This is a genomic window from Glutamicibacter sp. AOP38-B1-38 (genome assembly GCF_052377485.1).
Lineage (GTDB): Bacteria > Actinomycetota > Actinomycetes > Actinomycetales > Micrococcaceae > Glutamicibacter.
The window spans coordinates 1-24,883 of the sequence record NZ_JBQSWU010000029.1; the positions used below are offsets into that span (position 1 = coordinate 1).

A 24,883-nucleotide genomic window follows, 5' to 3' on the forward strand; every position below is an offset into this window, starting at 1 on the left:
GCGCCCAAGCGAGGGGCAATATCAGGGCTGCGGCGAATGCTGCCGTCAGGGTCTTGCTGCGGTGATTCTTGGAGTAAATCCGCACGGGCTAGCTTCCTCTCGAGAATGGGGAGTCCGTGAAACAAGTTGGACGTATGACGTAGGACGTCACACGTGAAGCCTATGTGAATTGCATCACGCTTGTAAGGGTGCAGTGCAATAATTCTCGAGCGAGAGGCCACTAGGTAGATCTCGTGGCGGGAAACCCTCGTCGATTTGGGCGCGCAAAGGCTGGCGCTGATTCCGAACGGGCTGTTTCGTGCCGCATGCAGTTCAGCGGCGTGCCAGAAGAAGCGGCCGGATGGGATTTCACGTCGGATTCCACTAGCTGGTGTCCGCCTGCGAAGCCGAGTTATCCCGATATCCATTGCTCCGAAGGGACGCGCAATGGCAGCATGCGCCTGAAAAGGACTATTCCGAGTTCTGCCGATGCGCGAGGCGGAATCTCGCAGAAAAGCCGGGCGCAATCGGTTCCGGCGGGCCCAGCTCAGTGAATTATTTTGCGGTGGTGAACTGGTGATCCGCGGAAAGCAGGATGTTCAGCGCGAGGCCCTTTTTGTCTTCGACCAGGCTCGCTTCCCATTTGGTCTTGGCCAGCGCGAGCAGTTCCTCCGGGTTCTGCGGGGCCACGGGCTGCTCCACCAAGAAGCGCGCGACCTCGCCACGAGTGTGCTTGGCGAAATGCGAGACCACTTTCGGGACGCCATTGCGCAGCTGGAAGACATTCACCGCCACGGAATTGCCATTGCTCGGCTTGTAGGCGGCGGCGTAGGTGCTGGAGCGCGCATCCACAATCAACTGCCCGGCGGCGGCCTCGTCGAGCACCGGCGTCAGCCGCTTCTTCCACCAGCTGGCCAGCTTGCCCAGCGGTTCGAGCTTCGCCGACATGGACAACCGGTAGGGCGGAATCCGGTCCGCAAAGCGCACGGCACCCCAGAGGGCGGAGACCACGATGATCGATTTATCGGCGCGCCGCTGCGCGGGCTCATCCAGCGAAGCATAATTCAGGGCTTCGAAGAGCACACCCGAGTAGATGTCATGGGCCCGGGCGGCAGGTTCGGTATGCAGATTAATATTGCGGGCCACCTCTTTGGCCAGCGAGGCTCCCACGCCAAGAACTTCCATGGCATCTTCACGAGCCGAAACTTCCGCGAGAGCCGACAGAACCAGGCCGCGTTCGGCGACGAGCTCCGGGAAGGAAAGATCCTCGATGTCAAACACAGCGCCTTCGGCGTGGGCGGTCTTACCTTCGGAAGGCGGCAACAAAATAAGCACGCCTTCCAGCTTATCGGAGATCAACCTCCGTTTCTTTCAAGGACGCCGGCACCTGGCGAATCCGGGGCATATGCCAAACGGGAACCGCTGGCTACGCTGGGAGCACAAACCTGCAAGCAGTGACCACAGTGAGGAAAGAGCATGCCCGAATCGCCGGAAACCGCAATGCCCGCCAACGCCAAGCGGGACTATGACTTGATCGTGCTCGGGGCCGGTCCGGCCGGCGAGAACGTCGCCGACTACGCAACCAAACGAGGATTGCGTGTGGCCATCGTCGAATCCGAACTGGTCGGAGGAGAATGCTCCTACTGGGCGTGCATGCCGTCCAAGGCGCTGCTGCGCAGCGGACACGCGCTGCGTGCGGCACGCCGGCTGCCCGGTGCCCGCGAGGCGATCACCGGCGGCCTCGATGTCGAAGCGGTCCTCGCCCGGCGCGATTCATTCACCAGCAATTGGAGCGACGCGGCTCAGGTCGACTGGCTGGCCGCAGCGGGGATCGAGCTGATCCGCGGCCATGGTTCTCTGGCCGGCCCCGGACTCGTGCAGGTCGGGGACCGGCAGTACTCGGCATGTGCCGTCGCCCTGGCCACCGGATCCGTCCCGGTGCTGCCAGCTATACCAGGGTTGGCCGAAGCCAACCCGTGGGGCACCCGGGAAGCGACGGCAGTGGCGCAGGTGCCGCCGCGTCTGATCATCATCGGCGGAGGCGTGGCGGGCACCGAACTTGCCTTCGCCTTCTCCAGCCTCGGCTCCGCGGTCACGGTGCTCTCCCGCGGGGCCCTATTGAGCCGCGAAGAGCCCTTTGCCGGCGAGCTGGTCTCGGCTGCCCTGAACGGCGAAGGCGTGCAGGTGCGCCTCGGGGCCACGCCGGTGCGCGTGGCGCGAGACGAGCAAGGAATCGTGAGCGTCCACTTGGCGGACGGCACCCAGCTTCGGGCCGAGGAGCTGCTGGTATCAACCGGCAGGCGGCCCAACACGGACGGCCTTGGCCTTGAAGCGCTGGGCCTGAACCCGCACGGTGCGTTGAGCGTGGATGACACGATGCGCGTGGCCGGCACCGATTGGCTGTACGCCGTGGGAGATGTCAATTCTCGCTCGCTGCTGACCCATCAGGGGAAATACCAGGCGCGGGCCGCGGCCGAGGCGATCGCCGCGCGGCTGGAGGGCGCACCGGTTTCGGGCGAACCCTGGGAGCAGCATGCCGCGTCGGCCGATCATGCGGCGGTGCCGCGCGTGGTTTTCAGCGACCCGGAAGTTGCGGCCGTCGGGCTGACCGAACACGAGGCGCGCGGCAAGGGGCTGGATATCCGGGTGGTCGAGCTGGATCTGGGCGCCGTGGCGGGAGCCAGCCTGCACGCGGACGCCTCCGCGGGGCGGGCGAATCTGGTCGTCGAGCAGACGCGCCAGGTGGTCATCGGTGCGACCTTTGTCGGGCAGGATGTCTCCGAGCTGCTGCATGCGGCAACGATCGCGATCATCGGTGAGGTGAGCATGAACCGGTTATGGCATGCGGTCCCGGCCTACCCGACCGTGAGCGAAATCTGGCTGCGGCTGCTGGAGGAGTACCACTATCCGGCCATCACTGTGGCCAGCGGCTCATAACCGATGTCGGCGCGCGCAAACTCGCGGGGCTAGAATGGTTAACGAATGGGATGACTAGGCGATCGCGTGCCGTGCAAACGGCCCGAGGAACGTCCGGGCTCCACAGAACAGGGTGGTGGGTAACGCCCACTCGGGGCAACCCGCAGGCTAGTGCCACAGAAAATAGACCGCCAGGCTTCCTGGTAAGGGTGAAACGGTGGTGTAAGAGACCACCAGCGTCCCGGGTGACCGGGACGGCTTGGTAAACCCCACTCGGAGCAAGGTCAGACAGACTGCGTTATGAGGGCTGTTCGCCCCATGCAGTCGGGTGGACCGCTAGAGGCTGTCGGCAACGGCAGTCGTAGATAGATGATCGTCACCGCGCAAGCGGACAGAACCCGGCGTATCGGTCATCCCATTCACCATCCGCTCACCTCGGGTGAGATGATTCACAGGCGTCCAGCCCCGCAACCGGGGCGCACCGTCTAGAATGGATACGTACTTGCGGGGATGATCCTGTTACCCCGCGCCACCGCAAAAGCAATGGTGCTTCTCACGGTGCCAACCGACTTTATGGATCTGTAAGTCGGCTGAATTGGAAGGATTTTCTGTGACCCAGCAGTCTGTCGTTGCCCAGGAAGAATGGAGCGGGCGCGAAGAGCTCGCCGAGGCCATGATTCCGCTGATCGGACGTCTTTACCGCAAGAACAATGTGGTGACCTCCATCTACGGGCGCAAGTTGATCAACCAGTCCGCAATTGACATCATCAAGGCCCACCGCGTCGTGCGCCGGATCGATGGCAAGGAACTGGCCTTGACGACCACCATGCCCCTCCTTGAAGCAATTGAGACCTTGAACCTCGGTTCGGTTTCCGTTGACTTGGGGCGCCTGAACAAGAAGTTCATCGAATCTGGTTCGCAGGACCTGAACGCATTCTTGACCGCAGAGCTCGGCGACAAGGTCGGCCAGGCCGGCGCTTCGGACGTTGAGCCGCAGGACGTAGTGCTCTACGGCTTCGGGCGCATCGGCCGCCTGCTTGCCCGCATCCTCATCGAGCGCGGCGGCTACGGTCTGCGCCTGCGGGCCATCGTGGTGCGCAAGGGCTCGGATGATGACATCATCAAGCGCGCTTCGCTGCTGCGCCGCGACTCCGTGCACGGCCGTTTCGACGGTTCGATCACCGTCGATGAGGCCAATAGCACCATCCAGGCCAACGGAACGCTGATCAAGGTCATCTACTCGAACGACCCAACCACCGTTGACTACACCGAGTACGGCATCAACAACGCCATCGTGGTGGACAACACCGGTCGTTGGCGCGACGAGGCCGGGCTGTCCCAGCACCTGCAGGCCAAGGGCGTTGCCCGAGTCCTGCTCACCGCACCGGGCAAGGGCGATCTGAAGAACATCGTGCACGGCATCAACGATTCCTGGATCACCGCCGAGGACAAGATCGTCACCGCCGCCTCGTGCACCACCAACGCGATCACCCCGGTGCTGAAGGCCTTGAACGACAAGTTCGGCGTCATCCACGGGCACGTCGAAACCGTTCACTCGTTCACCAACGACCAGAACCTGATCGACAACTTCCACAAGGGCGAGCGCCGCGGCCGTTCGGCGGCCCTGAACATGGTCATCACCGAGACCGGAGCCGCCAAGGCAGTGGCCAAGGCCCTCCCGGAGCTGGAAGGCAAGCTGACCGGCAACGCCATCCGCGTACCGACCCCGGATGTTTCCATGGCGATCCTGAATCTGAACCTGGAGAACGGGACCACCAAGGAGGAGCTGAACGCTTACCTGCGTGAAGCTTCGCTGACCTCCAGCCTGCACCGCCAGATCGACTACATCGATTCCCCTGAGGTCGTTTCCTCGGACTTCGTCGGCTCACGCCGCGCGGGTATCGTTGATGGTTTGGCCACCATCGTTTCGGACAAGAACGCCATCGTTTACGTGTGGTACGACAACGAATTCGGCTACTCCTGCCAGGTTGTCCGCGTGATTGAATCAATCGCAGGCACCCACCCGGTAGCAGTTCCAGCAGTGCAGGCACAGGCAGCTAACGCCTAAGTCGCCAGCGCGCAGCTGCGAAGCCCCGATCCTTCGGTAAGGATCGGGGCTTCGCCCTTTAAGGCGACTGCCGAAGAGAAGTTGCTATTGTTCGGTGCATGCCATCAAGAATCCGGACCGGTGATCGAGTAACCCCTTTACGCGCCGGCGCGCTGCTGGCCGCCGCACTTTTCGCGCTGTGCGCGTGCAGCTCTAGCGAAGGGGCCAGTTCCCTGAACCTGACCTCCGGCACGCCCCGTGCGGTGGTAGATGGGCAGAGAGCGGATGCGCAGGGAGTGCAGGCCGGCGAAGGCGAGGGGGAGTTGCTGGTCGGTCCGGGCGGATGCTTTGCCCTGGATGGCGATGACGGTCCACCGGCATTGCTGGTGTTCCCGGAAGCAACCCAGGTGCTCACCGACGGCTGGCCGGGCCTGGCGATCGCCGACGAACAGTATCTGGTGGGCAACGACGTGCTGTTCAGCGGCGGGTACCGCAAGCTGGATGCGGCCGAGCGCGAGGCGGTATCCGCATGCCAGCCGCAGGGCGAAGCATTTTTCGTGCAAGTGCCTGCGGAGAAATGACAGTTTTCGAAACTATGTTCTAATAATGTTCTACGGTTTAGGGCGCAGATTGTGTTCTGCTACGCTCGACGCACCAAGACCGGGGGGACTGCGACTATGCGACCAGAATTACTACTGCCCGCAAGGATGGCCAGCCAAATGCTGCTGGAGCCGGCAGAATCGATTCTAAGCGCCGCTGGGCACATGCTGGCTATCCAGTCCCAGGATTTCACCGCCGCTTGCTACGCCCTGGCTCAGCGTGCGGGAGCCGGTGTGACCAGGGCTCAGGTAGACGAACTGTTCAACTCCGGCAAGCTGGTACGTTCCTGGACCATGCGCGGCACCTTGCACATTTGCTTGCCGCAAGACCTCAAGTGGCTGATGGAAAGCACTAAGGAGCGGACGCTGCGAGCGGTCGCGCCACGGCTGCGTGAATTGCAGATTGATTCCAACACCATTGAGCAAGCCGGCGGGGTCATTGCCAACTATCTCGCTGATCGCGATCAAGCCAGCCGCAACGCGCTCTTCGCCGAATTGAACGCGCACGGTATATCCACTAGCGGGCAACGCGGGATCCACTTGCTGATGGCGCTGGTGCAACACGGGCTGATCTGCCTTGGTCCGATTCCGCCCGACGCAAAGCTGGCCGCCCAGGATTTCGTGCTTTTAGAGCGCTGGGTTACCGAGCATCAAAAGCCGGAGAATCCGTTGCATGAACTATTGCTACGCTACCTGGGCTCCCACGGTCCGGCCACACTGCGCGACGCCGCCTGGTATTCGGGCCAAACACTCACCACCATGAAACGCACGGCCAGCGAGCTCGGCACGAACCTTGTGCAGGCAGGCGCCGACGAACGTGGTGATGACTACTGGGTGGTGAACGGTTCACACGCCGAGCAGCGGCTGGAAGCACCGCAGCTACGCGGCCTTCCCCTGCGGCTGCTGGGTGGATTCGATGAGTATTACCTGTCCTATGCCAATAGAAGCCCCGTAGCGGATGAGGTTCTACGGCAACAGATCGCGCCGGGGAAGAACGGGATGTTCTTGGCGTTCTGGCTTGAGCACGGGCGAGCGAAAGAGGTATGGAACGCCAAAGCAGCGCCGACCGATCCCATCGGTGCGGCGCTGCATCAGCGGTATTTGGAGTTCAGAGCCGTCAGGCAGCCCAAGGAAGCCTAGTGCCCGAAGGGGTCTTCGTCGGTACCGGGCAGCCAGGTAGCACCGGGAACTCCCCAGCCCAGCGACTTCTTGGCCTTCAGCCAGCGCTTGTCCCAGCGCGGCACCAGCTTGTCCACGTACAGGAAGCCGTCAAGGTGATCGAATTCGTGCTGCATGATGCGAGCGAACCAGCCGTCGGCTTCGAAGGAGACCGGCTTGCCGAATTCATCCACGCCTTCAACCTTGGCGTAGTCGGCGCGCTTGAGCGGGAAATTCAATCCCGGTACGGAAAGGCAGCCTTCGGCTTCTTCGTCCGGATCCGGGCTCGCCTGGGACACCTTGGAGAGAGTCAGTACAGGGTTGATCAGTACGCCGCGTTCCGGCGCGCTGTTCTGATCGGCATAGATGTAGGTGAAGATGCGCAGGCCAACACCGATCTGGGGTGCTGCCAGGCCTACCCCGTGCGCCGCGTCCATGGTGGCATGCATGTCGGCAACGAGTTGGCGTAGCTCATCATTGAACTCGGTGACTTCAGCTGCGCGCTGATGCAGTACTGGTTCTCCATAAACGGTGATCTGCCGAATGGGCACGTGATCGGTTCCTTTCCAAAGTGCTGAGGGTCCTTATCCAATAGTTTCACGGCTGATCGGCGTTGTGCCACTGCGTAGGTTCAGCAAGTTTGCTTGCAAGTTCTCTGGGTCAGGAGTGGATCGGGCGCCACCGCCCTCTTACTGGAAGGCAGTTTCTCTGGATTTCCGCTGATTTACTAGTCAATATCCGAAGCCGAGACCAGAGGGCGGAACCCGAGACAGCGCTTCAACAATGAGCTGCAGATGGCCGCGCCGGGCGCAGGTGATATGCGCCTCAGCGCGAAACCGCAGTCCTCAACGGCTGCAGGTCCAAGCATGAGTGGCAAGGAGAGGGAGATGAACGGGGGCTTCGAACATCAATTCGAATGCACCTTCGAATACTATTGGTTCGGCCAAATTGGTGGTACCTGCGGTGTTAAGCGGGAAAGGCTAGCGCCCCCATGGCGCTAGCCTCCCGCAGAGCTTGTTAGGCGCTCATGCTGATGCGAGTGTCTAAAAGCTTTGTCCCCAATGTATCGAATTTTGAATCCCCCAAGATTCCTCATGCATAATTCGATCCCCACGCGCCCTAGTCTAGGCCGACAAACCCATGTTGAGCAGTGCAAACTGGACACTAGGTAGTCTTTGGCCCGGATACAGGTATCGTTTTGAACCCCTCGTCGAGGATTTCATCAAAGACCGCCCCCGAATCACTGACCGGAAGCAGCTGGCGACGATCGGTGATGCCTAATTTAGCGTAGGACCGCTGTAGGTGGCCTTCCACCGTACGCGGGGAGAGGAATAGCTCCTCGGCGATTTCTTGATTGCTGCTACCACGCGCGGCCATCACGCAGACTGCGTATTCGCGTTCGGTTAACAGGGAGCGGACGATACGCCCGCGCCCCAGCGAGGGAGTGTTGACTGCTGCCAGCGGGGCAGCCAGTTCCACGCAGAGCCCGAGCAACCGCGTGGCGAGCGCTCGCCGACCAAGATTCCGCGCCCGCGAAGAGGCGCGATGAGCAAATTCCGCCGCATAGAGCGGGCGGCCGGCTGAGGCATGCACTTCGCAAAGCCGCTCAATGCCCTCCTCGCTCAGCGAGTCCAGAACCCCCGCGTATCCGGCAATTGCCCGTGCCAGGGGTCCCTGGACCTGCTCAGCGGCAGCTTGGAGCTGTGCCTCGTCCTCGGAAAGCTCCAGTCGCCATGCGTCATGAAGCAAGCGCATCCTCAGCAGCTTGCGGCCGAACTTGTCCGCATGGGCCAAGCACCGCTGCAGATGCTCCAGCGCGGCCTGCCGGCCTTCGAGCTCAAGGATCACCGGCAGTAGGTAGCGTTGGGCCAGCGGGCGCATGATCTGCCCAGCCACGTCGGGGGCCGAACGAGCCATATCGTAGTGGAGACGAGCCCTGGGGATATCTCCAATCATTACCGCGGCCGCCGCCGCGAATGAGGAGGTAAACCCGGCAACCAGATAGGGATCGGACACCGAAATGAGGGCGAGCGCCTGCTCAAAAGACCCAAGGGCCTCAACGGCCAGTCCCTGTTCCAAGAACTCAATGCCGATGCCGGTCAAATAATTTGACGGGTTCAAGGCCAGAGTCGTGAAATCAATGTCGCCCAATATTGAAGCCAGCGCCTCACCGCCGCCGCCCAAGGCCGACATCAATGCCGGTAGTGCAAAAACTATCTCCGACTGCACCGCCGGGGTGGCGCTTTTCCAGAAGCCGTCCGCGACCACGTCCAAAACTTCTTCGAGCGCGTCAACCGGTCTGCCGGCATAGCAATCTTCGATAATCGCATGAGCTAGGCAAGCGGTGCGCAGTTCGGGCGAGATCCTCTCATCACGCGCATATTCACGAAGCTTGGAGGAGTCCACAATTTGCTGCGCCCGGGCGCGGAGGATCAATCCGAAAGCGCGGCTCTCGACCGGATCCTGCGGTCCCGATTCAATGATTTCCAGAGCTAGGTCAGGACGCGCCAGACCGGAAAAAGCAATCCTGGCTGCCACGCCTCGTACCTCGGCACTGCCGGTCCGGAGCAGGGGCTTGAGTACCGCTAGGGCGGCCTCTGACTTCGCTAGTTCATACAGGGCATCTGCCCGAAGCACCAAGAGCTTCTCCAGCATCCGCTTGTCCGTGAAGGATTCGTGCCTCACGGAATCCGTCAATGCGACCACCTGCGCGAAACGGCGCGCATCGGCCGACCCCACAACGTCTTCGAACAACTCGGACGCCGGAACCTCGATCCCCAGCTGCACGCGGTGAGTGGTGAATCGTGCGCGCGCTTGCGAAGTCAACACCTCGCGGGGAAAAGCGCTGTCGGCGCGCTGCAGATAACCGCGAAGCTTCGTTGGGGACAAGGTGCTCAAGACGCTTTGCGCGGATAGCCCCGCACTCAGCTCAACCGCTAGGTCGCGCTCGCCGGTAGCCTCATCCAGGGAAAGCACAATGAGTTTGGCCAGCCGGGAGTCCAATAGGTTCGATAGCAAGTCTCCGAATAAACGCTGTGCCAGCGGATAAGGCAGCCTTCCGGTGACCGACAGCAGTTCTACGGCCTCGCGGATTTCTTCTGGCTGGTCTTTGAGTCGCGACGAAATAAGGTCGGTAATTCGCGAACCTTGGGGATTCCATTGCCGGTCGAGGGTCCAGTAGCAGCCCTTCAGCGTCAGCGCTCGCGCAGTTCGCGCATCAAGGGTGAGCTCGCGCAGATGCAGCGCGTTGCCGCCGGAAAACTCTAGCAGCATCTCAACGGTGGCGGAATTGACCTGGCCGCCGAGCACATGCTTGAGAATGGCTTCGGTGTCTTCGAAGGTCAGTGCGGAGAGCCCGATGCGCTTTGAATGAGAATCGGAGCGGAGGCCCCGCAGCGGCTGTGGCAGTTCATGGACGGCAGTGGTTGCCATGACCAATTGGATGCTTCGGGTCACCGACAGATGGGCCAGTACCGCTGCGCTTTGTTCATCGGCGAATTCGGCTTGATCCAGAAGAATGCATAGTTTTTCATTCGTGGTGTATTGAACCAGCGAAGAGATCATTTCACCCGGTGTAGAACCGGCGTTCTTCAACGGCAGCTGCGCGCAGAGAGTTGTTAGCAGTGCGAAAGGAACAAGCTCAAGAGCCTTCGCCGCGGTGAGCCAATACAACTTCTCCTCGGTACCCGAGAGGATTTGACGGGCAAGCGTCGTACGCCCGGTTCCCTGCTGGCCAACCACAAATATCGCGGCTCCTTGCGCTGTTGCCGAGCGGGCTTCCCGAAAACTGCTTTGGAGCGAGGGAAGCACCGTCGGTAGTGCGCTGCGGAGACCAGCCATAGGCACCAGTGTGTACTTCGCTCCGTGGCCGGTCAAGTAGCGAAGTTCCTAATACAGGTAGAGATCGCGCTGTACAGCAGGCGCTTGACTGGAATACTCTACGCATGCGTTGCTCGCATCAATTTACTATTGCAGTGGACCAGGGCTAATTCCAGTGGATATTAAACTTTGCGTGTGGAATTATGGGGAAATTTGCAAGCGGTGCCGCGAGTGGCGTGCAGCAGTTTAAAAAGAAAAACAAAATCGGCCTGATCCGTAACTTTCGTTTTGGATCAGACCGATAATCTGGGGTGAGTAACGGGGCTTGAACCCGCGACCTTCTGGACCACAACCAGACGCTCTACCAACTGAGCTATACCCACCATGTTTACTTAGCTACTAGTCGGAACGTCAGAGACGCTCGAACTGATTTCAAGCAACGAGAAATACTATACACGCATCCGGTCCGAAAATTACAATCGGAGGATAGTTTGAGCGGGGGAGTCCAGCGATTACGAAAAAACGGCCTGATCCGTAACTTTCGTTTTGGATCAGACCGTTTGTCTGGGGTGAGTAACGGGGCTTGAACCCGCGACCTTCTGGACCACAACCAGACGCTCTACCAACTGAGCTATACCCACCATAATTGCTTCGTTACTAGTCAGTTCGCTTTTGCGTCCCGGCTTCGTATCTGGCAACGAGAAATACTATACACGCACCCGGGGGGTGAGTGCCAACTCGAAAGGGCCCTATTGTGCTGTGTTGTGCATCACCCGCTTTTTAGGGCCCTGACTAGTCGTTACTTTTCGGCTGCCGGGGAGAGTTGTGAAGCGATCTTGCGCGCTTGATCGGTGCTCGGCCCCGGTGCGGGGACCATGATCGCAGCCCGGTAATAGCGCAGTTCATCGATCGAGTCCTGAATGTCACCGAGTGCGCGATGGTTGCCGGTTTTGGCCGGAGCTGCGTAATGAGCCTTGGTGTACCAACGCCTGCTCAGTTCCTTCAAGGTGGATACATCGATGATTCGGTAATGCAGGTGCTCGATAATTTCTGGCATATCGCGTGCCAGGAAGTTCTTATCGGTCCCGACCGAGTTACCGCCCAATAAAGCCTTGTTGGGTTCTGGAACATGCTTGCGGATGTATTCCATGACCAGGCGTTGGGCTTGATCCATCTGCATTCCGCCATCGAGCTCTTCCAGGAGTCCGGAGACCTGATGCATATTGCGCACGAAGTCATCCATCTGAGCCAGCGCGGCATCCGCTGGCTTGATCACCACCTGGATGCCCTCATCGGCGATATTCAGTTCCGAATCGGTGATCAGCACAGCTACTTCGATCAACGCATCATTGACCAGGTCCAAGCCGGTCATCTCGCAGTCGATCCATACAATTTTTTCTGAGTTACTAGACACGTGACCAATCTACCCGTTGTGCGCGGTGTGGGGGAGCGCACGGGGCGAAAGCTTGGTGGATGCTGGTGTCACACCTGAACCCCGGTCTTGCTCAATGCTAAAATCATCTGAGATTTCCGGACGTTGAATTATGGGCTCTCCAATGATTTCCCGGACTTGGCGTCGATTTTTTTAAACGAACTTTTTGTCCGATCCAGCACGAGGTGTCATGGTGTCCGCTAGCAAACCAGAAGTGCTGGAATCCCAGCCATACCCTGGTGTCAATAAGACGTTGCTCAGCGGCATCGTCGGTTCGTCCATGATCCTCTTCGGGTCCTTCGGAACGGGCTGGCTTGCCAGCGTTTCAGCGCTTAACCGTGATCCGTTCTTCATCATGGTCCGCACCGAAGCCACCGGTGTGACCATCAGCGTGATCTTGCTGGCGCTCGGTTGCTGGCTGCTGTTTCGCGCCTGGTGGCGGTTGGGGCAGAAGCTCAAGGGCTGGGACGCGGGTTCGCTGAAGATCGTGCGCCGCGCGGTCTGGCTGTGGAGCATTCCGATGCTCATCGCGTTGCCGATTATGAGTCGCGACGTCTTCGCATATATTGGCCAAGGCAGACTCGTCGACGCGGGGCAGGACCCCTACGTCGACGGCATCTCCAGCTTGAACAATTGGTTCCAGCTGGGAGCCGACACGATGTGGGCACAGGACGGCACTCCCTACGGCCCGCTCTTTCTGACCATTGAATACATCGTGGTCAACATCGTGGGTGGATCCACCGATGCGGCAGTTCTCGCCTTCCGCGGGATTGCGCTCATCGGCGTACTGCTCTGCCTGCGCTACGTTCCCAAACTGGCCGAATTGCATTCCGTCTCGGGTGCCAAGGCGGCCTGGATGACGGTGGCCAATCCGTTGTTCCTGGTGAACTTTGTGGCCAGCGCGCACAACGATGCGCTGATGACCGGACTGTCGGTCTGGGCCGTCTACCTCGCCTGCAAGCGCCACGGATTCTGGGCCATCGTGGTGCTCGCCGCCTCCATCGGCGTCAAGCCAATCACCCTGGTGCTGCTGCCATTTATCGGCTTGCTCTGGGCCGGGCCGATGGCCAGCTGGCCCCGGCGTATTTTGTACTGGGCCTACTCCGGATCGATTTTCCTGGCGCTCATGACGCTCGTTGGTTGGATGAACGGCTATTGGTTCGGCTGGCTCGACGTGCTGCTGAACTACAAGGGCGTCGGTGTGTCCATTATCGCGCCACTGGGCATGCTCACCGTCGGACTTTCTGGCATCTTCAATTCCTTCGGTCTGGAATCGGGCTGGGTGCTTCCCGTGGTGAAGGCCGGTGGCCAGCTGCTCGCCGTGGGCCTGGCCATCATGCTGATGTTCCGTGGCAAATACTCGCATCTGGTCCAGCGCATGGGCATCGCCTATGCGGGGATCGTCGTGCTATCCCCGGTGATCCAACCGTGGTACCTGCTGTGGTTGCTGCCGTTCTTCGCCGTCACGGGACTGCGTGACGACTGGCAGATGCTCTGGCTGCATCTGACCACGATCTTCTTCTTGGCTTATCAGGCCGCGGACCAGATTTTCGTCTGGCAGTTCCTGCAAGAGAGCCTGGTGCCCCGAGTTCAACTGATCTCTTGGAGCATTTCGATTATCTGCGCCTTGTACCTGGTCTTCCTTGATCCGAAGACTAAAACGATCTGCCCCGAATTGCTTAGCTCCACCAACTGGCTGAAGAAGAAAAAGAAAGCCTAGTGAGCGTGCAAGTGCGAAATTATGAGCGGCATGCCACGCCGCTGAGAACCCTGGGGTGGCAGGGATTCGCCGCCTCGGCGTTGATCACCGTGGCTTCGTGGGGGATCGGCTGGTTTCCCCGCAGCCAGCTCTCCCCGCTGGCACGCAGCGGCTTCTTTATCGAATTCCGCACCGAAGTATGGGGCGTGATTAGCTGCATTATCCTGATGGCGCTGGGGCTGGCGTGGCTGACTCGATCTTGGATCTTGGCTCGGCCGCTAGTCGAAACCGCAGATACGATCCACCCAAGGCAGTTGGGCAAGTTGATCGCCATGTGGTCCGCGCCGCTGATGTTCAGCTTTCCCATCCTCAGCCGTGATGTCTATTCATATTTGGCCCAAGGGCGGATGCTGCACGCGGACAAATCGCCCTACCATGAGGGTATTTCTGCACTTCCTGGCTGGTTCGATGGCGGATCCGATGGGCTCTGGGCTCAGTCGCCCTCGCCATATGGGCCCTTTTTCCTGGTCTTGTCGCGCATCATCTACTTCGTCTCCAACGGCGTGCCGGAGATCGGTGTGGGTTTGCTGCGCGTCGTCGCGCTGCTCGGGGTCATTGGCTGTTTCCATTTCACCGCGAAACTCGCCCAAAAAATGGGGCAGAACCCGAACTGGTCCAACTGGGCCATCGTGGGCAACCCACTGTTTTTGCTGACCATGATCGGTGGCGCGCACAACGATGCGTTGATGATCGCCGGAGTGTTCAGCGCCTTCGCCCTGGCCTATGACCGCCGCGCCATCGCATCGACCTTTGCGCTGGCCATCGCGGTTTCCGTCAAACCAATCGTGCTGCTGGTCCTGCCCTTCATCGGGTTGATCCTGCTCGGTCAGAACCACCGGCTGCGTGCGCGCTGCGTCGTCTGGCTGAAGGTTTCCTGCTATTGCCTCGCCTGGCTTTCGGTGATCGGCGCGGTGACCAACCTCTGGTTCGGCTGGCTTCCGGCGATGTTCACCGCCGGCGACGCGGCATTCCCCTACGCCCCGGTGGGGCTGATCGGCTGGTCCTTCGGCAATCTTGTAGGGATCCTCGGTGGACCGGTAGCGCTGACTCAGTCGATCGTGGTGACACTCTTTCAGGCTTTCTCCCTGCTGATCGTCGCCCGGCTCGCCTTGGCGAAGGATATTTCTCGGCCCGTCCGCTTGGCCGCCTGGGCGCTGTCCGCGGTGGTTTTGCTCGCCCCGATCATCCAGCCCTGGTACATCTTGTGGATGATCGCCCTTTTCGCGATCTCGCACCGAGTCTCGTGGTCTTCGGAGAAGCTCATGATCTACCTGTCCAGCTTGATCCTGCTGGTGGTATTCGTCGACCAGCTATCCATCGAACAGTGGCATATCGTCTGGCTGATGCGGGTCCTGGCGGCGGTGATCGCGGTGGGACTGATCGCCGGGCTTTTCCGATTCGATCCAAAGACGCGCACCGTGCTCAGCGGAAACACCGGTCCTGCCACCATCCCGGAATCTCCCACCGGGCGTTAACGAAGCTCACACCTGGCATCCCAGCTTCTTGGTATCTTTCTCCGCTTAGATAGAAATATGCAAACGATGTTCTGGCCCGCAACGATAGCCATGCTCGGCGCTGCTCTGTTCCTTGGCGCCGCCGGTATCTTCCTGCTCGCAATCCAGTACCACCGCCACGGTCGCTTATCGTGGCGGCGCACGCTGACCACCGGCGCCGCGGTGATTTATGGTTTTGGATTATTCAGCTACACGATGCTTCCGCTGCCCGAAACACGTACCGCATTCTGCCGGCCCGGGGTGGCCATCCCGCAACTAAATCCATTGAACTTTCTCAACGACTTCGCGCTGTCCTACGAACTGGGCATGCGTCACTTTTTGACGAGTTTCACGCTGTGGCAGGTCTTATTCAATGTGATCTTGTTCATGCCCTTAGGTATTCTGGCGGTTCGCTGGCTGCGCGGCAACATCTTCCTCGGCACGTTCATCGGACTCACCGCGAGCCTAGCAATCGAGCTGACCCAGTACACCGGCATCTGGGGACTCTACACCTGCGCCTACCGCGTGGCGGACGTGGACGATGTGCTGACCAACACCCTCGGCGCCCTGATCGGTTCGATCGTGGCATACCTGCCTATCTTCAGCTGGCTGACCGGACCCCGCGAATCGAGCGCTGCGAATGCCGCGCCGCGCGAGGTCACCCGGCTGCGCCGTTTTATGGCCAACGCCTTCGATATAGCTTTTGTGCTGGCGCTGGTCATGCTCACCACCTTTGTCCTGGAAATCGCCGAAAAACTGGGCGCACCGCAGGCCTCCTACAACCTGACCGAGCGGTGGATTCCTTCCATCTCCGTGCTGCTGGTCTTCCTGCTCCCCACCCTCGCGCCGGGACGCGCAAGCCTGGGTCAGCGTTGCGCCTGGATCCGTATCGCCGGAAAGCAGCGGCGCGAAGCCTCCGCGTGGCAAGCCTTGCTGCGCAGCCTTTTGGGGCTCGGCGGAATTTCCTTCGCCTTCCAAATCGCCGACAGCATCTGGGCGGTCAGCCCCTGGGCCTGGCTGAGTTTGCTAGTCCTGGGCTACGTGGTGCTCAGCTCGCTCTTCTTGCTCTTTGATCGTTCCGGCCAGGGTTTGGCCGGGCGGATCACCGGCACCAGATTTGTCGATCGCCGAATGCGCTAAGCGCGCACCGCACAACGCCCAGCCGATGAGGCTAAAATAGTTCCGGAGCCGGTGCCCGATACCGCTGGTAACTACATTCGCTTTGTTGACGTTCCTATTCATTTCTCGAAAGTAAGGTCTGCCCCGCAGCATGGATAACAAGCCAGAAATTCCGCGCGAGCCTCACCGCGCCGTCCTAGGAACCGCCGTGGGTGCCACGGTCTTGATCGCGATCGGTGCATTCGTCCTATCTTTTGCGGCCCTGACCGACCTCGCCGAACGCTCCGGCATCGACTCAAGCCTGGCCTGGATCTGGCCAATTATCATCGACGGTATGATCGTGGCCGCTACGGTTGCGATCGTGGCACTGAACGGGTTCAACCGCAAGGCAATGATTTACCCGTGGTCGCTGCTGTTCTTCGGCGCCATCGTGTCCACGGCGGCCAACTCCACCCACGCGATCCTTACCGTGGACTCGATCGTCAACGGCGTGCCACCGCTGGTCTCGGCGCTTGTCGCCGCCATGCCGCCAATCGTGCTGCTGGCCATCACCCACCTGACCGTACACATGTACCAGAAGAAGTCCGAAGCCTCGAAGCTTCGCGCCGAATACGAATACGATGAAGATGCGGCCAACGCCGAGAAGTACGGCGTCGCCTACGATGACGGTTACAACGCCGCGCTGACCGACTCGCAGCAGGCCGAAGCCGAACGCGTAGCCCAGCTGGAGCAGGATCACCAGGATGCCATCGCCAGGGCCCGTGCCGAGGCGATTGCCCAGTCGCGTGCCGAAAAGGTCACCCCGCTGAAGCAGGCTCCGGCGGCCAGCGCACCAGCCACCGCGGCCAAGCCGAAGAACGATGACAAGGCGCCATTGTACGAGGATATGGCCAAACGGCTTTCGCGTCCGCAGTCCTAAGGCTTCCACCCGTTTAGCAGCATACGAAGGACTTATTGCATTTCACCGCACTAGGAGGCAAGACTATGGATCAATCGACCAGCAGCACCGAACCGGCACAGTTCAGCGACCAGATCGACGAGGCAGTTACTCGTTTCGAAGCGGTCGGTGCCGAGCTCGACGAGGTGCTCAGCGCGATGAAAACCAAGATCCGTTCGTTGTTCCACGGCAGTGAAGTCCAACCCTTGTTCGTGACCGGAAGGGTGAAGACTCCGGAGTCCTTCCGGTCCAAGGCCTCGCGCCAGCTGCAGGAAACCCCGGAAACAAACCCGGTGCTCGAATTCCCCAACCCGTTGCGCGAAATCCACGACATGGTGGGGCTGCGCATCATCGTGATGCTGCCCCACGAAATCCAGCAGGTCGCTACGCTGATCAAGGCCCACCGCGAGGACTTCGATTGCCGTAGCGACCGGGAGAAGGACATCGGTTCGGTGGAATCCGGAACCTACGGCTACTCCTCACGCCACCTGCTGCTCAAAACCCGCAATGAACCGAGTGTTTCCAAATTCCAGGAGGCCCTGGGCAAGCCGGTGGTTCCCAGCGGCAACTTCGTCTTCGAGGTGCAAATCCGCACGGTGCTCCAGCACGCCTGGAGCGAGATGGAGCACGATATTCGCTTTAAGCATCCCGGCGAGGCGGCCTGGAACCCGCAGATCGACCGGCATTTCACCGCGACCTCCGCGATGCTCGAAACCGTGGAGAACTACTTCACCGACATCGACGATCTCTACCACCGGATGAATGGCTATCACGACCGGCAGGGGCTGGGCGCCGAGAAGCTCTCGGGGGAGAAGATCGGTGAAATCTGGCAGACCCTGCTGCCCCATGTGGACCGCAAACGCGATGACGACTGGTCCTGGGCTGCCGAACTGCTCGGCGCGCACGGCATCGACGCGACCTGGCAGCTGGCCGAGCTCCTGGACGCGAACGTGGTCACCGAGGTCCGCGCGGCGCTGGACCACCGGTATTCTCCGGGGCCGGACCGGCTGCTCGACGACGTGCTGCTGTGGCGCTTCGGCAAGGAGCATATCGAAAAGACCAGCGGCTCGGATCTGCGCCGCGAGGCGTCGCTGCGCCGCCGGCTGATTCAGATGAAGGACTTCCGCTCCACGCAGCGCGGCTAAGCCACCTGCCTCCGCCCGCCACCAAGACCCGGTGGCGGGCGGCGGCTTTTTGCTTCCGATGTCGATTCGCACACAGTAAGGCATAACCCAGCTGGGCGACCGGTAGGATAGTAAAGTTGCCCTTGATAGGGCCAATAGATTTTCCTTACCCCGTTTCGAAAGGGCCACACCATATGATTTCCGTAGCCAACCTTGAGCTACGCGTCGGCGCCCGCTTGCTGATGGACGAAGTAAACTTCCGGATTGACAAGGGCGACAAGATCGGACTGGTGGGTCGTAACGGTGCCGGTAAGACCACCATGACCAAGGTTCTGGCCGGGGAAACCCAGCCAACCGGCGGCGACGTGTCAAACAAGGGCTCCATCGGCTACCTGCCGCAGGACCCGAAGACTCCGGACATGGAGCAGCTCGCGCGCGACCGCATCCTGGCGGCCCGCGGGCTGGATATCGTGCTGAACAAGCTGGCCAAGAACCGCGAGGAGATGGCCAGCGAAGACGCCAGCATCTCCGCCAAGGCCATGCGCCGCTACGACCGACTGGAAGCCGAGTTCATGGCCGCCGGCGGTTATGCCGCAGAATCCGAAGCCGCCGCGATCTGTTCGAATCTGGATCTGCCAGAACGCATCCTGGACCAGCCGTTGAGCACGCTCTCCGGTGGTCAGCGCCGCCGTGTGGAGCTTGCCCGCATCCTCTACTCGGACGCCGAAACGCTGCTGCTTGACGAGCCGACCAACCACTTGGACGCCGACTCCATCACCTGGCTGCGCGACTTCATCAAGAATTATGCCGGCGGCGTGCTGATGATCAGCCACGATACCGGCCTGCTGGACGCCACCGTGAACAAGGTGCTCTTCCTGGACGCCAACCGCGCCACGGTGGATGTCTACAACATGAATTGGAAGCGCTACCAGGTCCAGCGCGAAACCGACGAGCGCGCCCGCAAGCGCGAGCGCGGCAACATCGAGAAGAAGGCCTCGGTCTTGACGGCGCAGGCCAACAAGATGAAGGCCCGTGCCTCCGGTGCCTCCGCCGCCCAGTCGATGCTCAAGCGTGTGGACCGCATGCTCTCGGGACTCGAGGATGTGCGTGCCAACGATCGTGTCGCGGCGCTGCGCTTCCCGGATCCTGCCCCTTGCGGCAAGACCCCGCTGATGGCCGAGGGCCTGTCGAAGGCCTATGGTTCGCTGGAAATCTTCACCGACGTGTCCTTGGCAATCGACCGCGGTTCCAAGGTAGTCATCCTGGGCCTGAACGGTGCCGGTAAGACCACCTTGCTGCGCATGCTGGCCGGTGTCTCCGAACCAGACACCGGTGAGATCGTTCCGGGCCACGGCCTGAAGATCGGCTACTTCGCCCAGGAGCACGACACCCTGGATACCGAAGCCACCGTGCTGGAGAACATGCGCCGCAACGCGCCCGATCACCTCAACGATGCAGACGTGCGTTCGATCCTCGGCTCGTTCATGTTCGTCGGCGATGATGTGTCCAAGTCCGCCGGGGTGCTCTCCGGCGGCGAGAAGACCCGTCTGGCCCTGGCGACCATCGTGGCTTCCAGCGCGAATGTGCTCTTGCTCGATGAGCCGACTAACAACCTCGACCCCGCCTCGCGCGGAGAGGTGCTTGGCGCGCTGTCCACCTTCCCGGGTGCCGTGGTCATGGTCAGCCACGATGAGGGCGCGGTGTCGGCCCTGAAGCCTGAACGCGTGGTCATCTTGCCCGATGGCGACGAAGACCTGTTCAACGACGGCTACCTGGAATTGGTCTCACTGACCTAAATCAGCGACTGCACATTCATCGCGGGCCGGCACACTTGCACAGTGTGCCGGCCCTTGGTGTTATATCCAGCCGTGAGGTTAAGTCTGCACTGTCTGCCGTCGGCTCGTGAAAATTCGTCCAAAGACGGGGATATTAGAAAATCCGGAGGCGGTGCACGCTTCCGGGAACTTGAGCACCTGGCTAAAACTATCGGAATTAACAGGTTCTGGCTCGAAGTAGCCGGTTGAAGTGCTGATCCATATCCACTTTCCAAGGAGAAAGTTCCTGCTATCTTGGAAGTATGGATAGTTCACCTGCTGACGATGGTCTTGATGGGTGGCCGCACCCCGACCCGAAGACTGCCGCTCGAATGCTGGAGGAGGCCAAACGGGTAGATGCTCGCACACAGGAACTAGTGGCCCAGAACCTCCAGTCCGCCCGTAGCAAATGGAAACCGGCGGTGTTCTTTACATATATAGCAACTTTTCTGTTGGTATTTACCGGACCTCTAGGGCATCTTGGCATTTCGGATGCATACGCCGGGCGGCTATGTGCGACATTGCTAATCCTGCCCATGCTTATGTACACGTTATTGATTCAGGGTGCTAATCATCGGGAATCGGCCTCAGCAGTTATTGTGTTGAAAGGTCGCAAGTTGGTTAGTGTCTTATTCGCCGTCCTTTTATTTGCGGCATTGCCGACTGCAAGTATGTTGGGAATCGCCATACCGTGGTGGATGTGTCTTGTAACCGCAGCGCTCATAGTCTTACCGATGGCTGCGAGCACGTTGGCCGGGCGCCGGCGCACCGGGAACCAGGTGCAGCAGAGTCGCAGAGCATGGAATCTCGCGCCGCTGAACCTCCGTACTCGGCTTGGCACTCTCGCAGCGGCCCTCTACTTAGGAATCGCGATTTTCTCGCTCTATTTTTCCTGGTTCGCTCTCGCCCAGTTCGTAATGAGCATGTTAATGTTGGCGCTGGTCATTTTAGGTGCCTCCAGCAGAGGATTGGTCAAACTCGGTGCCCACTGGAGAGATCAAGAGTGGTTCGCTTTCGGATTGTCGTTTTTCTTGTACCAGTTGTCCATGCTGGTCGCTATACGCACGACATGGGACTCTCCTGTAGTTGGAGTCGTAAGCGCGATCGTTGTTGCGCTTCCCATGGCTCTCGGCGCGTTACTTAGCAAGCAACGATCATGAGCGGCGGAGAGAATGAGAAACAGCATCCACGACACCAACTGGATGATGCTTTGCTCACACCAGTTCGGTTTTCGCTCATGGCCGCGGTGCGAGAAGACGCAGAATTCGATTTTGCAACATTGCGGGACATGATTGAAACAGAAGATTCAACCCTTAGCAAAGCGATCAGCTACCTGCAAAAAACTGGCTATGTTGTGCCGCGAAAAGGGTATGTCGCAAATAAACCACGTACTTGGGTGCGTGCGACTCCGGCAGGAACTGCCGCATTTAGGCGTCATCTCGCAGCGCTTCAAGAAATTGCAGCTGGGCACGGCGAAGATCTGAGCTAATTCAGCAGCAGTGGATCGTCCGTTATAAAATTGTTCGGTTCCAGCAGGTTCACAATCTAACTCGTCTGGCGTGCCGCACTCTCGGAATCGCATACAGTTTTCACCAATTGTAAGAACGTCAGTTGATCAGATGCGACCATCACGGTAGCTGATTCGTTGTTCAGAATCACTAGCCACTGGATTTGGAGTAGCTTCACAATTTTGAACCTGTTCTGATGGTTACCCAATCGCCCCAACCGCAAATTAATGCAGGGGGGTATAGATTGGTCTCACCGCAGTACGGTTCAATCCGCTCAAGATAGGACAGCGCAAGCTGCCGGAACGACTGGTTCCGCACACAGCGCTCCGCGCCTTCCTGCGATTCAACAGATTCAACTGACTTGAACCGGCCGCCGAACCAACGTTTTGTAAATTATCGGTAGCCTGACGCAATCCCGGGCAAAATTTTCCAAGATATTCCGGGTCGCTAAATCACTGGCGAAATGGCTAGGGCACCGAGATATCTCGTTGGAGCTCGGATACCAGCCTGCGATGTGGAGACGATCCCTGGACGCAAGCAGCAACCCGGGGGGCTGATCCAAGATGCCGACGCACCTCGCTTGGGGGCAGATTCTCAGCTGAAACAACTGACCCTAACCGAGTTCCGGTTAGGGTCTGAAGTTTTGCTGTACTCAGCGCGATTCGCTGGAGGAGCCGGCGTCGCGCGGTTCATCGAGCATCGCGTCCTCGTAGGCCTCGTCGGTCAGCGTGCCGTCGCGCCTGAACTTCTTCTCCTGCTTTGCGCGCAGCTTGCGCACCCGGTGCACCGGTTCGTCGAAGCCCAGTGCCTTCGCCTCGGCCAGCTCGGCGGCGTCTTCGGCGTTGATCTTTCGCTGTTGCTTCACCGCGTACCAGAAGCCGACGAAGGCAAGCACGCCGAAGGCGTACCACTGGTAGGAGTAGGACAGGTGCGGGCCTTCATCGGTGTCTGGCTTGTCCAGCGCAAGCGGCGTCGTGGCCGGCGCCGGATCTTCCGCGTACATGATGCCGTAGGCGCCTTCGGCGATTGGGTAGCCAAGATCCGCGGCATAGCCCGGCAGGAAGATGGAGGCTAGCTGGCCCTCGGGGGCACCACGATCCAGTTTGACTTCGGTTGGCTTCAGCCGAGCCTCCAGCGTGACGGTGCCCGTTGGGGGAGCCGGGACCTCATCGGGGCGACCGTTTTCGGAGTTGCCGATGGGCAGGTAGCCGCGGTCGATAATGACCGTGGCGCCGGTTTCGGTGCGGAAAGGCACCAGCACCTCATAGCCCGGACGGGCCGCCTTGATGCGGTTGCGCACGATACGTGTGTCCTCGGCGAGGTACTGGCCGGTGAGCTTCACCGTCATCCAGGTATCTTCTTCGGGCAGCGCGTCGAACTTGGCCAGGGCCGCATTCCCGGAGACCGGTTCGGCATCGTAGTTGTTGTTCACGTGGGTGATCGCGGTGAGCACTTCGGCGCGGCGATCAGCCTGCCATTTGCCAAGACCCGTGCAGGCTGCGGCGAAGATCACGACGAGCAGCAACCAGCCCACCCAGCGGGTGCTGGCCAAAAAACGGTACATTTACTGATTGGCTCCTTCGCCCATTGGCAGGGTTTCCTTATAGAGCAAGCGTTCCTTGAGGTAGGTCTCCAGCCATTCGCGATGCTCTTGGCAGGCCAACCAGATCTTGCGTCGTTCCGGGGTGTGGATTTTGGGGTTATTCCACAAAAGCTGGAATTCGGCTGGCTGGCGGCATCCCTTGCGGGAGCACTGCACCGGGGCCGGGGCGGAATTTGCGCCACCAAGCGAACCTAGCAGATCCATTTACTGCTCCTTCGGAGTCTCGGTTGGCGGGGCGGGCTCGATAAGTGTGCCGTCGATGATGACCACTTCTGGTTCCTCGACCCCGGTGGCCTGGACCTTGTTTTCAAGCTGTTCCGGTTCGGTGCCCGTGAAGAACTCCGCCGGCGGCTCACGCTTGGTCAGATCTGCACCGCCATTGGCGATGACTACCGCGATATAAGGAAGAACGATCGCCCCGGCCAGCATGACCCAGCGAATCCAGCCCTCAAAAAAGAAAGCCAGGATGAAGCACACCATGCGCACGGTCATGGATATCGTGTATTTGCGTACACGCAGATCGCGCTCGGAGCTATGGGACTCGTGCGCTTCGGTAATGCGATGAACCGGCTGGTCCTTGGGACCGGGGTTCGAGTGCTGGTGTGACATGGCTTTCGAACTTCGCTCAACGGGGTTATTTCTGCCCCTATTCTCTCACTTGAGCCTGTGAGAACCGAATTTCTACATGCCGTCGAAGCGGTAATACTGCGGGGTAGCTAATAGGATTGTTCTCGGAGTAGCTACTGACCTAAGCAAAGTGCCTGATCCTTCGCCCGCAAATCGACGGCGTGCAGGAGATGCATGGATGGAGAAAAACATTGAGCACGGATACCACCAACGGCCGCAGCGTACTGGTCACCGGCGGAAACCGCGGAATCGGCCTGGCCATTGCGCGTTCTTTCGAAGCTAACGGCGACAAGGTAGCGATCACTTACCGCAGTGGAGAGGTGCCTGCCGGGCTGCTGGGCGTGAAGGCGGATGTCACCGACGCGGAGTCGATCGACGCGGCCTTCAAAGAGGTCGAAGCGGCTCACGGCCCGGTCGAGGTGCTTGTCGCAAACGCCGGTGTTACCAAAGACACCCTCCTGTTGCGCATGAGCGAAGACGACTTCACCTCGGTGATCGATACGAACCTGACCGGCGCCTTCCGTGTGATCAAACGCGCAACCAAGGGCATGCTGCGCCTGAAGCGTGGGCGTATAGTGCTCATCTCCTCGGTGGTGGGGCTCTACGGCTCGCCGGGCCAGATCAACTACGCCGCGTCCAAGGCCGGACTGGTGGGTATCGCCCGTTCGCTGACCCGCGAGCTGGGTTCGCGCAATATCACCGCCAACGTGGTCGCCCCGGGCTTCATCAATACCGAAATGACCGCCGTGCTTCCGGAAGAAACCCAGAAGTCGTACCTGCAGTCCATCCCGGCCAACCGCTTCGCCGAACCCGAAGAGGTTGCCAACGTGGTCCGCTGGGTTGCCAGCGACGAAGCGGCCTACATCTCCGGTGCCGTGATCCCGGTCGATGGCGGCTTGGGCATGGGCCACTAGAACTACCCCCAATCTTCAATCATCCTAAGGAGTAA

General features: G+C 60.1%; 20 protein-coding genes, 2 tRNA genes and 1 other RNA gene. 14 read left to right on the forward strand and 9 right to left on the reverse strand.

Going from position 1 to position 24,883, the window contains the following annotated elements; translation table 11 throughout:
• Positions 1–534 precede the first annotated feature (534 nt).
• A complete protein-coding gene (locus ACT3TP_RS15340) occupies positions 535–1,314 on the reverse strand; it encodes a YaaA family protein (protein ID WP_444620953.1) in 780 nt (259 codons plus the stop codon).
• Positions 1,315–1,455: 141 nt separating this feature from the next.
• Here ACT3TP_RS15340 and ACT3TP_RS15345 point away from each other — a divergent pair, with 141 nt between their 5' ends.
• The 5 genes from ACT3TP_RS15345 to ACT3TP_RS15365 all read left to right on the forward strand — a co-directional run bounded on the left by ACT3TP_RS15345 (position 1,456) and on the right by ACT3TP_RS15365 (position 6,681).
• Positions 1,456–2,916 carry a dihydrolipoyl dehydrogenase family protein gene (locus ACT3TP_RS15345; RefSeq protein WP_444620926.1) on the forward strand — a complete coding sequence of 487 codons (1,461 nt, stop codon included), beginning with the start codon at positions 1,456–1,458 and terminating at the stop codon, positions 2,914–2,916.
• A 46-nt stretch (positions 2,917–2,962) separates the two neighbouring features.
• Positions 2,963–3,317, forward strand: an RNA gene (gene rnpB / locus ACT3TP_RS15350) — RNase P RNA component class A.
• Positions 3,318–3,505: 188 nt separating this feature from the next.
• Positions 3,506–4,963, forward strand: a complete 1,458-nt coding sequence (locus ACT3TP_RS15355; RefSeq protein WP_096288801.1) for a glyceraldehyde-3-phosphate dehydrogenase — start codon at positions 3,506–3,508, stop codon at positions 4,961–4,963.
• A 98-nt stretch (positions 4,964–5,061) separates the two neighbouring features.
• Positions 5,062–5,523 (forward strand): hypothetical protein, encoded by a 462-nt coding sequence (locus ACT3TP_RS15360; RefSeq protein WP_444620927.1) that lies wholly within the window; start codon positions 5,062–5,064, stop codon positions 5,521–5,523.
• Positions 5,524–5,619: 96 nt separating this feature from the next.
• Positions 5,620–6,681, forward strand: coding sequence for a winged helix DNA-binding domain-containing protein (locus tag ACT3TP_RS15365; RefSeq protein ID WP_444620929.1), 1,062 nt, complete (start codon positions 5,620–5,622; stop codon positions 6,679–6,681).
• On the opposite strand, the gene def is transcribed toward ACT3TP_RS15365, so the two are convergent.
• The 5 genes from def to orn all read right to left on the reverse strand — a co-directional run bounded on the left by def (position 6,678) and on the right by orn (position 11,932).
• Positions 6,678–7,250, reverse strand: coding sequence for a peptide deformylase (def, locus tag ACT3TP_RS15370; RefSeq protein WP_444620930.1), 573 nt, complete (start codon positions 7,248–7,250; stop codon positions 6,678–6,680). The genes ACT3TP_RS15365 and def overlap by 4 nt on opposite strands.
• A gap of 613 nt (positions 7,251–7,863) precedes the next feature.
• Positions 7,864–10,539: a response regulator transcription factor gene (locus ACT3TP_RS15375; protein WP_444620931.1), complete on the reverse strand. Its 2,676-nt coding sequence runs from the start codon at positions 10,537–10,539 to the stop codon at positions 7,864–7,866.
• 286 nt (positions 10,540–10,825) lie between these two features.
• A tRNA-His gene (locus tag ACT3TP_RS15380) sits at positions 10,826–10,901 on the reverse strand.
• A gap of 182 nt (positions 10,902–11,083) precedes the next feature.
• A tRNA-His gene (locus ACT3TP_RS15385) sits at positions 11,084–11,159 on the reverse strand.
• A gap of 158 nt (positions 11,160–11,317) precedes the next feature.
• The gene (gene orn, locus ACT3TP_RS15390; RefSeq protein WP_444620932.1) at positions 11,318–11,932 is read right to left on the reverse strand and encodes an oligoribonuclease; all 615 of its coding nucleotides are present in this window, start codon (positions 11,930–11,932) and stop codon (positions 11,318–11,320) included.
• A gap of 208 nt (positions 11,933–12,140) precedes the next feature.
• Here orn and mptB (ACT3TP_RS15395) point away from each other — a divergent pair, with 208 nt between their 5' ends.
• The 8 genes from mptB (ACT3TP_RS15395) (at position 12,141) to ACT3TP_RS15430 (ending at position 21,685) form a co-directional block, all read left to right on the forward strand.
• Positions 12,141–13,670: a polyprenol phosphomannose-dependent alpha 1,6 mannosyltransferase MptB gene (mptB, locus tag ACT3TP_RS15395; RefSeq protein ID WP_444620934.1), complete on the forward strand. Its 1,530-nt coding sequence runs from the start codon at positions 12,141–12,143 to the stop codon at positions 13,668–13,670.
• Positions 13,670–15,184, forward strand: a complete 1,515-nt coding sequence (mptB, locus tag ACT3TP_RS15400) for a polyprenol phosphomannose-dependent alpha 1,6 mannosyltransferase MptB (protein ID WP_444620935.1) — start codon at positions 13,670–13,672, stop codon at positions 15,182–15,184. The genes mptB (ACT3TP_RS15395) and mptB (ACT3TP_RS15400) overlap by 1 nt, the downstream gene beginning before the upstream one ends.
• A 66-nt stretch (positions 15,185–15,250) precedes the next feature.
• The gene (locus tag ACT3TP_RS15405) at positions 15,251–16,342 is read left to right on the forward strand and encodes a VanZ family protein (RefSeq protein WP_181151594.1); all 1,092 of its coding nucleotides are present in this window, start codon (positions 15,251–15,253) and stop codon (positions 16,340–16,342) included.
• Between the two features lie 130 nt (positions 16,343–16,472).
• On the forward strand, positions 16,473–17,240 hold the full coding sequence (locus ACT3TP_RS15410; protein ID WP_444620936.1) for a DUF2637 domain-containing protein: 768 nt from the start codon (positions 16,473–16,475) through the stop codon (positions 17,238–17,240).
• A 65-nt stretch (positions 17,241–17,305) separates the two neighbouring features.
• Positions 17,306–18,403: a GTP pyrophosphokinase gene (locus tag ACT3TP_RS15415; protein WP_096288783.1), complete on the forward strand. Its 1,098-nt coding sequence runs from the start codon at positions 17,306–17,308 to the stop codon at positions 18,401–18,403.
• Positions 18,404–18,576: 173 nt separating this feature from the next.
• Positions 18,577–20,178, forward strand: coding sequence for an ABC-F family ATP-binding cassette domain-containing protein (locus tag ACT3TP_RS15420; RefSeq protein WP_096288781.1), 1,602 nt, complete (start codon positions 18,577–18,579; stop codon positions 20,176–20,178).
• A 395-nt stretch (positions 20,179–20,573) separates the two neighbouring features.
• On the forward strand, positions 20,574–21,356 hold the full coding sequence (locus tag ACT3TP_RS15425) for a hypothetical protein (RefSeq protein ID WP_141393608.1): 783 nt from the start codon (positions 20,574–20,576) through the stop codon (positions 21,354–21,356).
• Positions 21,353–21,685, forward strand: coding sequence for a transcriptional regulator (locus tag ACT3TP_RS15430; RefSeq protein WP_096288777.1), 333 nt, complete (start codon positions 21,353–21,355; stop codon positions 21,683–21,685). Before ACT3TP_RS15425 ends, ACT3TP_RS15430 begins: the two co-directional genes overlap by 4 nt.
• A 671-nt stretch (positions 21,686–22,356) precedes the next feature.
• On the opposite strand, the gene ACT3TP_RS15435 is transcribed toward ACT3TP_RS15430, so the two are convergent.
• From ACT3TP_RS15435 to ACT3TP_RS15445, 3 genes are read right to left on the reverse strand one after another with little or no spacing between them, the layout of a single operon-like run.
• On the reverse strand, positions 22,357–23,268 hold the full coding sequence (locus ACT3TP_RS15435) for an SURF1 family cytochrome oxidase biogenesis protein (protein WP_444620937.1): 912 nt from the start codon (positions 23,266–23,268) through the stop codon (positions 22,357–22,359).
• A complete protein-coding gene (locus ACT3TP_RS15440) occupies positions 23,269–23,511 on the reverse strand; it encodes an acetone carboxylase (RefSeq protein WP_444620938.1) in 243 nt (80 codons plus the stop codon).
• Positions 23,512–23,916 carry a DUF3099 domain-containing protein gene (locus tag ACT3TP_RS15445; protein ID WP_444620939.1) on the reverse strand — a complete coding sequence of 135 codons (405 nt, stop codon included), beginning with the start codon at positions 23,914–23,916 and terminating at the stop codon, positions 23,512–23,514.
• 209 nt (positions 23,917–24,125) lie between these two features.
• Here ACT3TP_RS15445 and ACT3TP_RS15450 point away from each other — a divergent pair, with 209 nt between their 5' ends.
• On the forward strand, positions 24,126–24,848 hold the full coding sequence (locus ACT3TP_RS15450) for a beta-ketoacyl-ACP reductase (protein WP_096288768.1): 723 nt from the start codon (positions 24,126–24,128) through the stop codon (positions 24,846–24,848).
• The last annotated feature ends 35 nt before the right edge of the window (positions 24,849–24,883 follow it).

Coding starts and splice junctions, on each gene's coding strand:
- ACT3TP_RS15345 (WP_444620926.1), top strand. CDS start 1,456: ATGCCCGAATCGCCGGAAACCGCAATGCCCGCCAACGCCAAGCGGGAC.
- ACT3TP_RS15360 (WP_444620927.1), top strand. CDS start 5,062: ATGCCATCAAGAATCCGGACCGGTGATCGAGTAACCCCTTTACGCGCC.
- ACT3TP_RS15365 (WP_444620929.1), top strand. CDS start 5,620: ATGCGACCAGAATTACTACTGCCCGCAAGGATGGCCAGCCAAATGCTG.
- ACT3TP_RS15375 (WP_444620931.1), bottom strand. CDS start 10,539: ATGGCTGGTCTCCGCAGCGCACTACCGACGGTGCTTCCCTCGCTCCAA.
- mptB (WP_444620934.1), top strand. CDS start 12,141: ATGGTGTCCGCTAGCAAACCAGAAGTGCTGGAATCCCAGCCATACCCT.
- ACT3TP_RS15405 (WP_181151594.1), top strand. CDS start 15,251: ATGTTCTGGCCCGCAACGATAGCCATGCTCGGCGCTGCTCTGTTCCTT.
- ACT3TP_RS15410 (WP_444620936.1), top strand. CDS start 16,473: ATGGATAACAAGCCAGAAATTCCGCGCGAGCCTCACCGCGCCGTCCTA.
- ACT3TP_RS15415 (WP_096288783.1), top strand. CDS start 17,306: ATGGATCAATCGACCAGCAGCACCGAACCGGCACAGTTCAGCGACCAG.
- ACT3TP_RS15420 (WP_096288781.1), top strand. CDS start 18,577: ATGATTTCCGTAGCCAACCTTGAGCTACGCGTCGGCGCCCGCTTGCTG.
- ACT3TP_RS15430 (WP_096288777.1), top strand. CDS start 21,353: ATGAGCGGCGGAGAGAATGAGAAACAGCATCCACGACACCAACTGGAT.
- ACT3TP_RS15435 (WP_444620937.1), bottom strand. CDS start 23,268: ATGTACCGTTTTTTGGCCAGCACCCGCTGGGTGGGCTGGTTGCTGCTC.
- ACT3TP_RS15440 (WP_444620938.1), bottom strand. CDS start 23,511: ATGGATCTGCTAGGTTCGCTTGGTGGCGCAAATTCCGCCCCGGCCCCG.
- ACT3TP_RS15445 (WP_444620939.1), bottom strand. CDS start 23,916: ATGTCACACCAGCACTCGAACCCCGGTCCCAAGGACCAGCCGGTTCAT.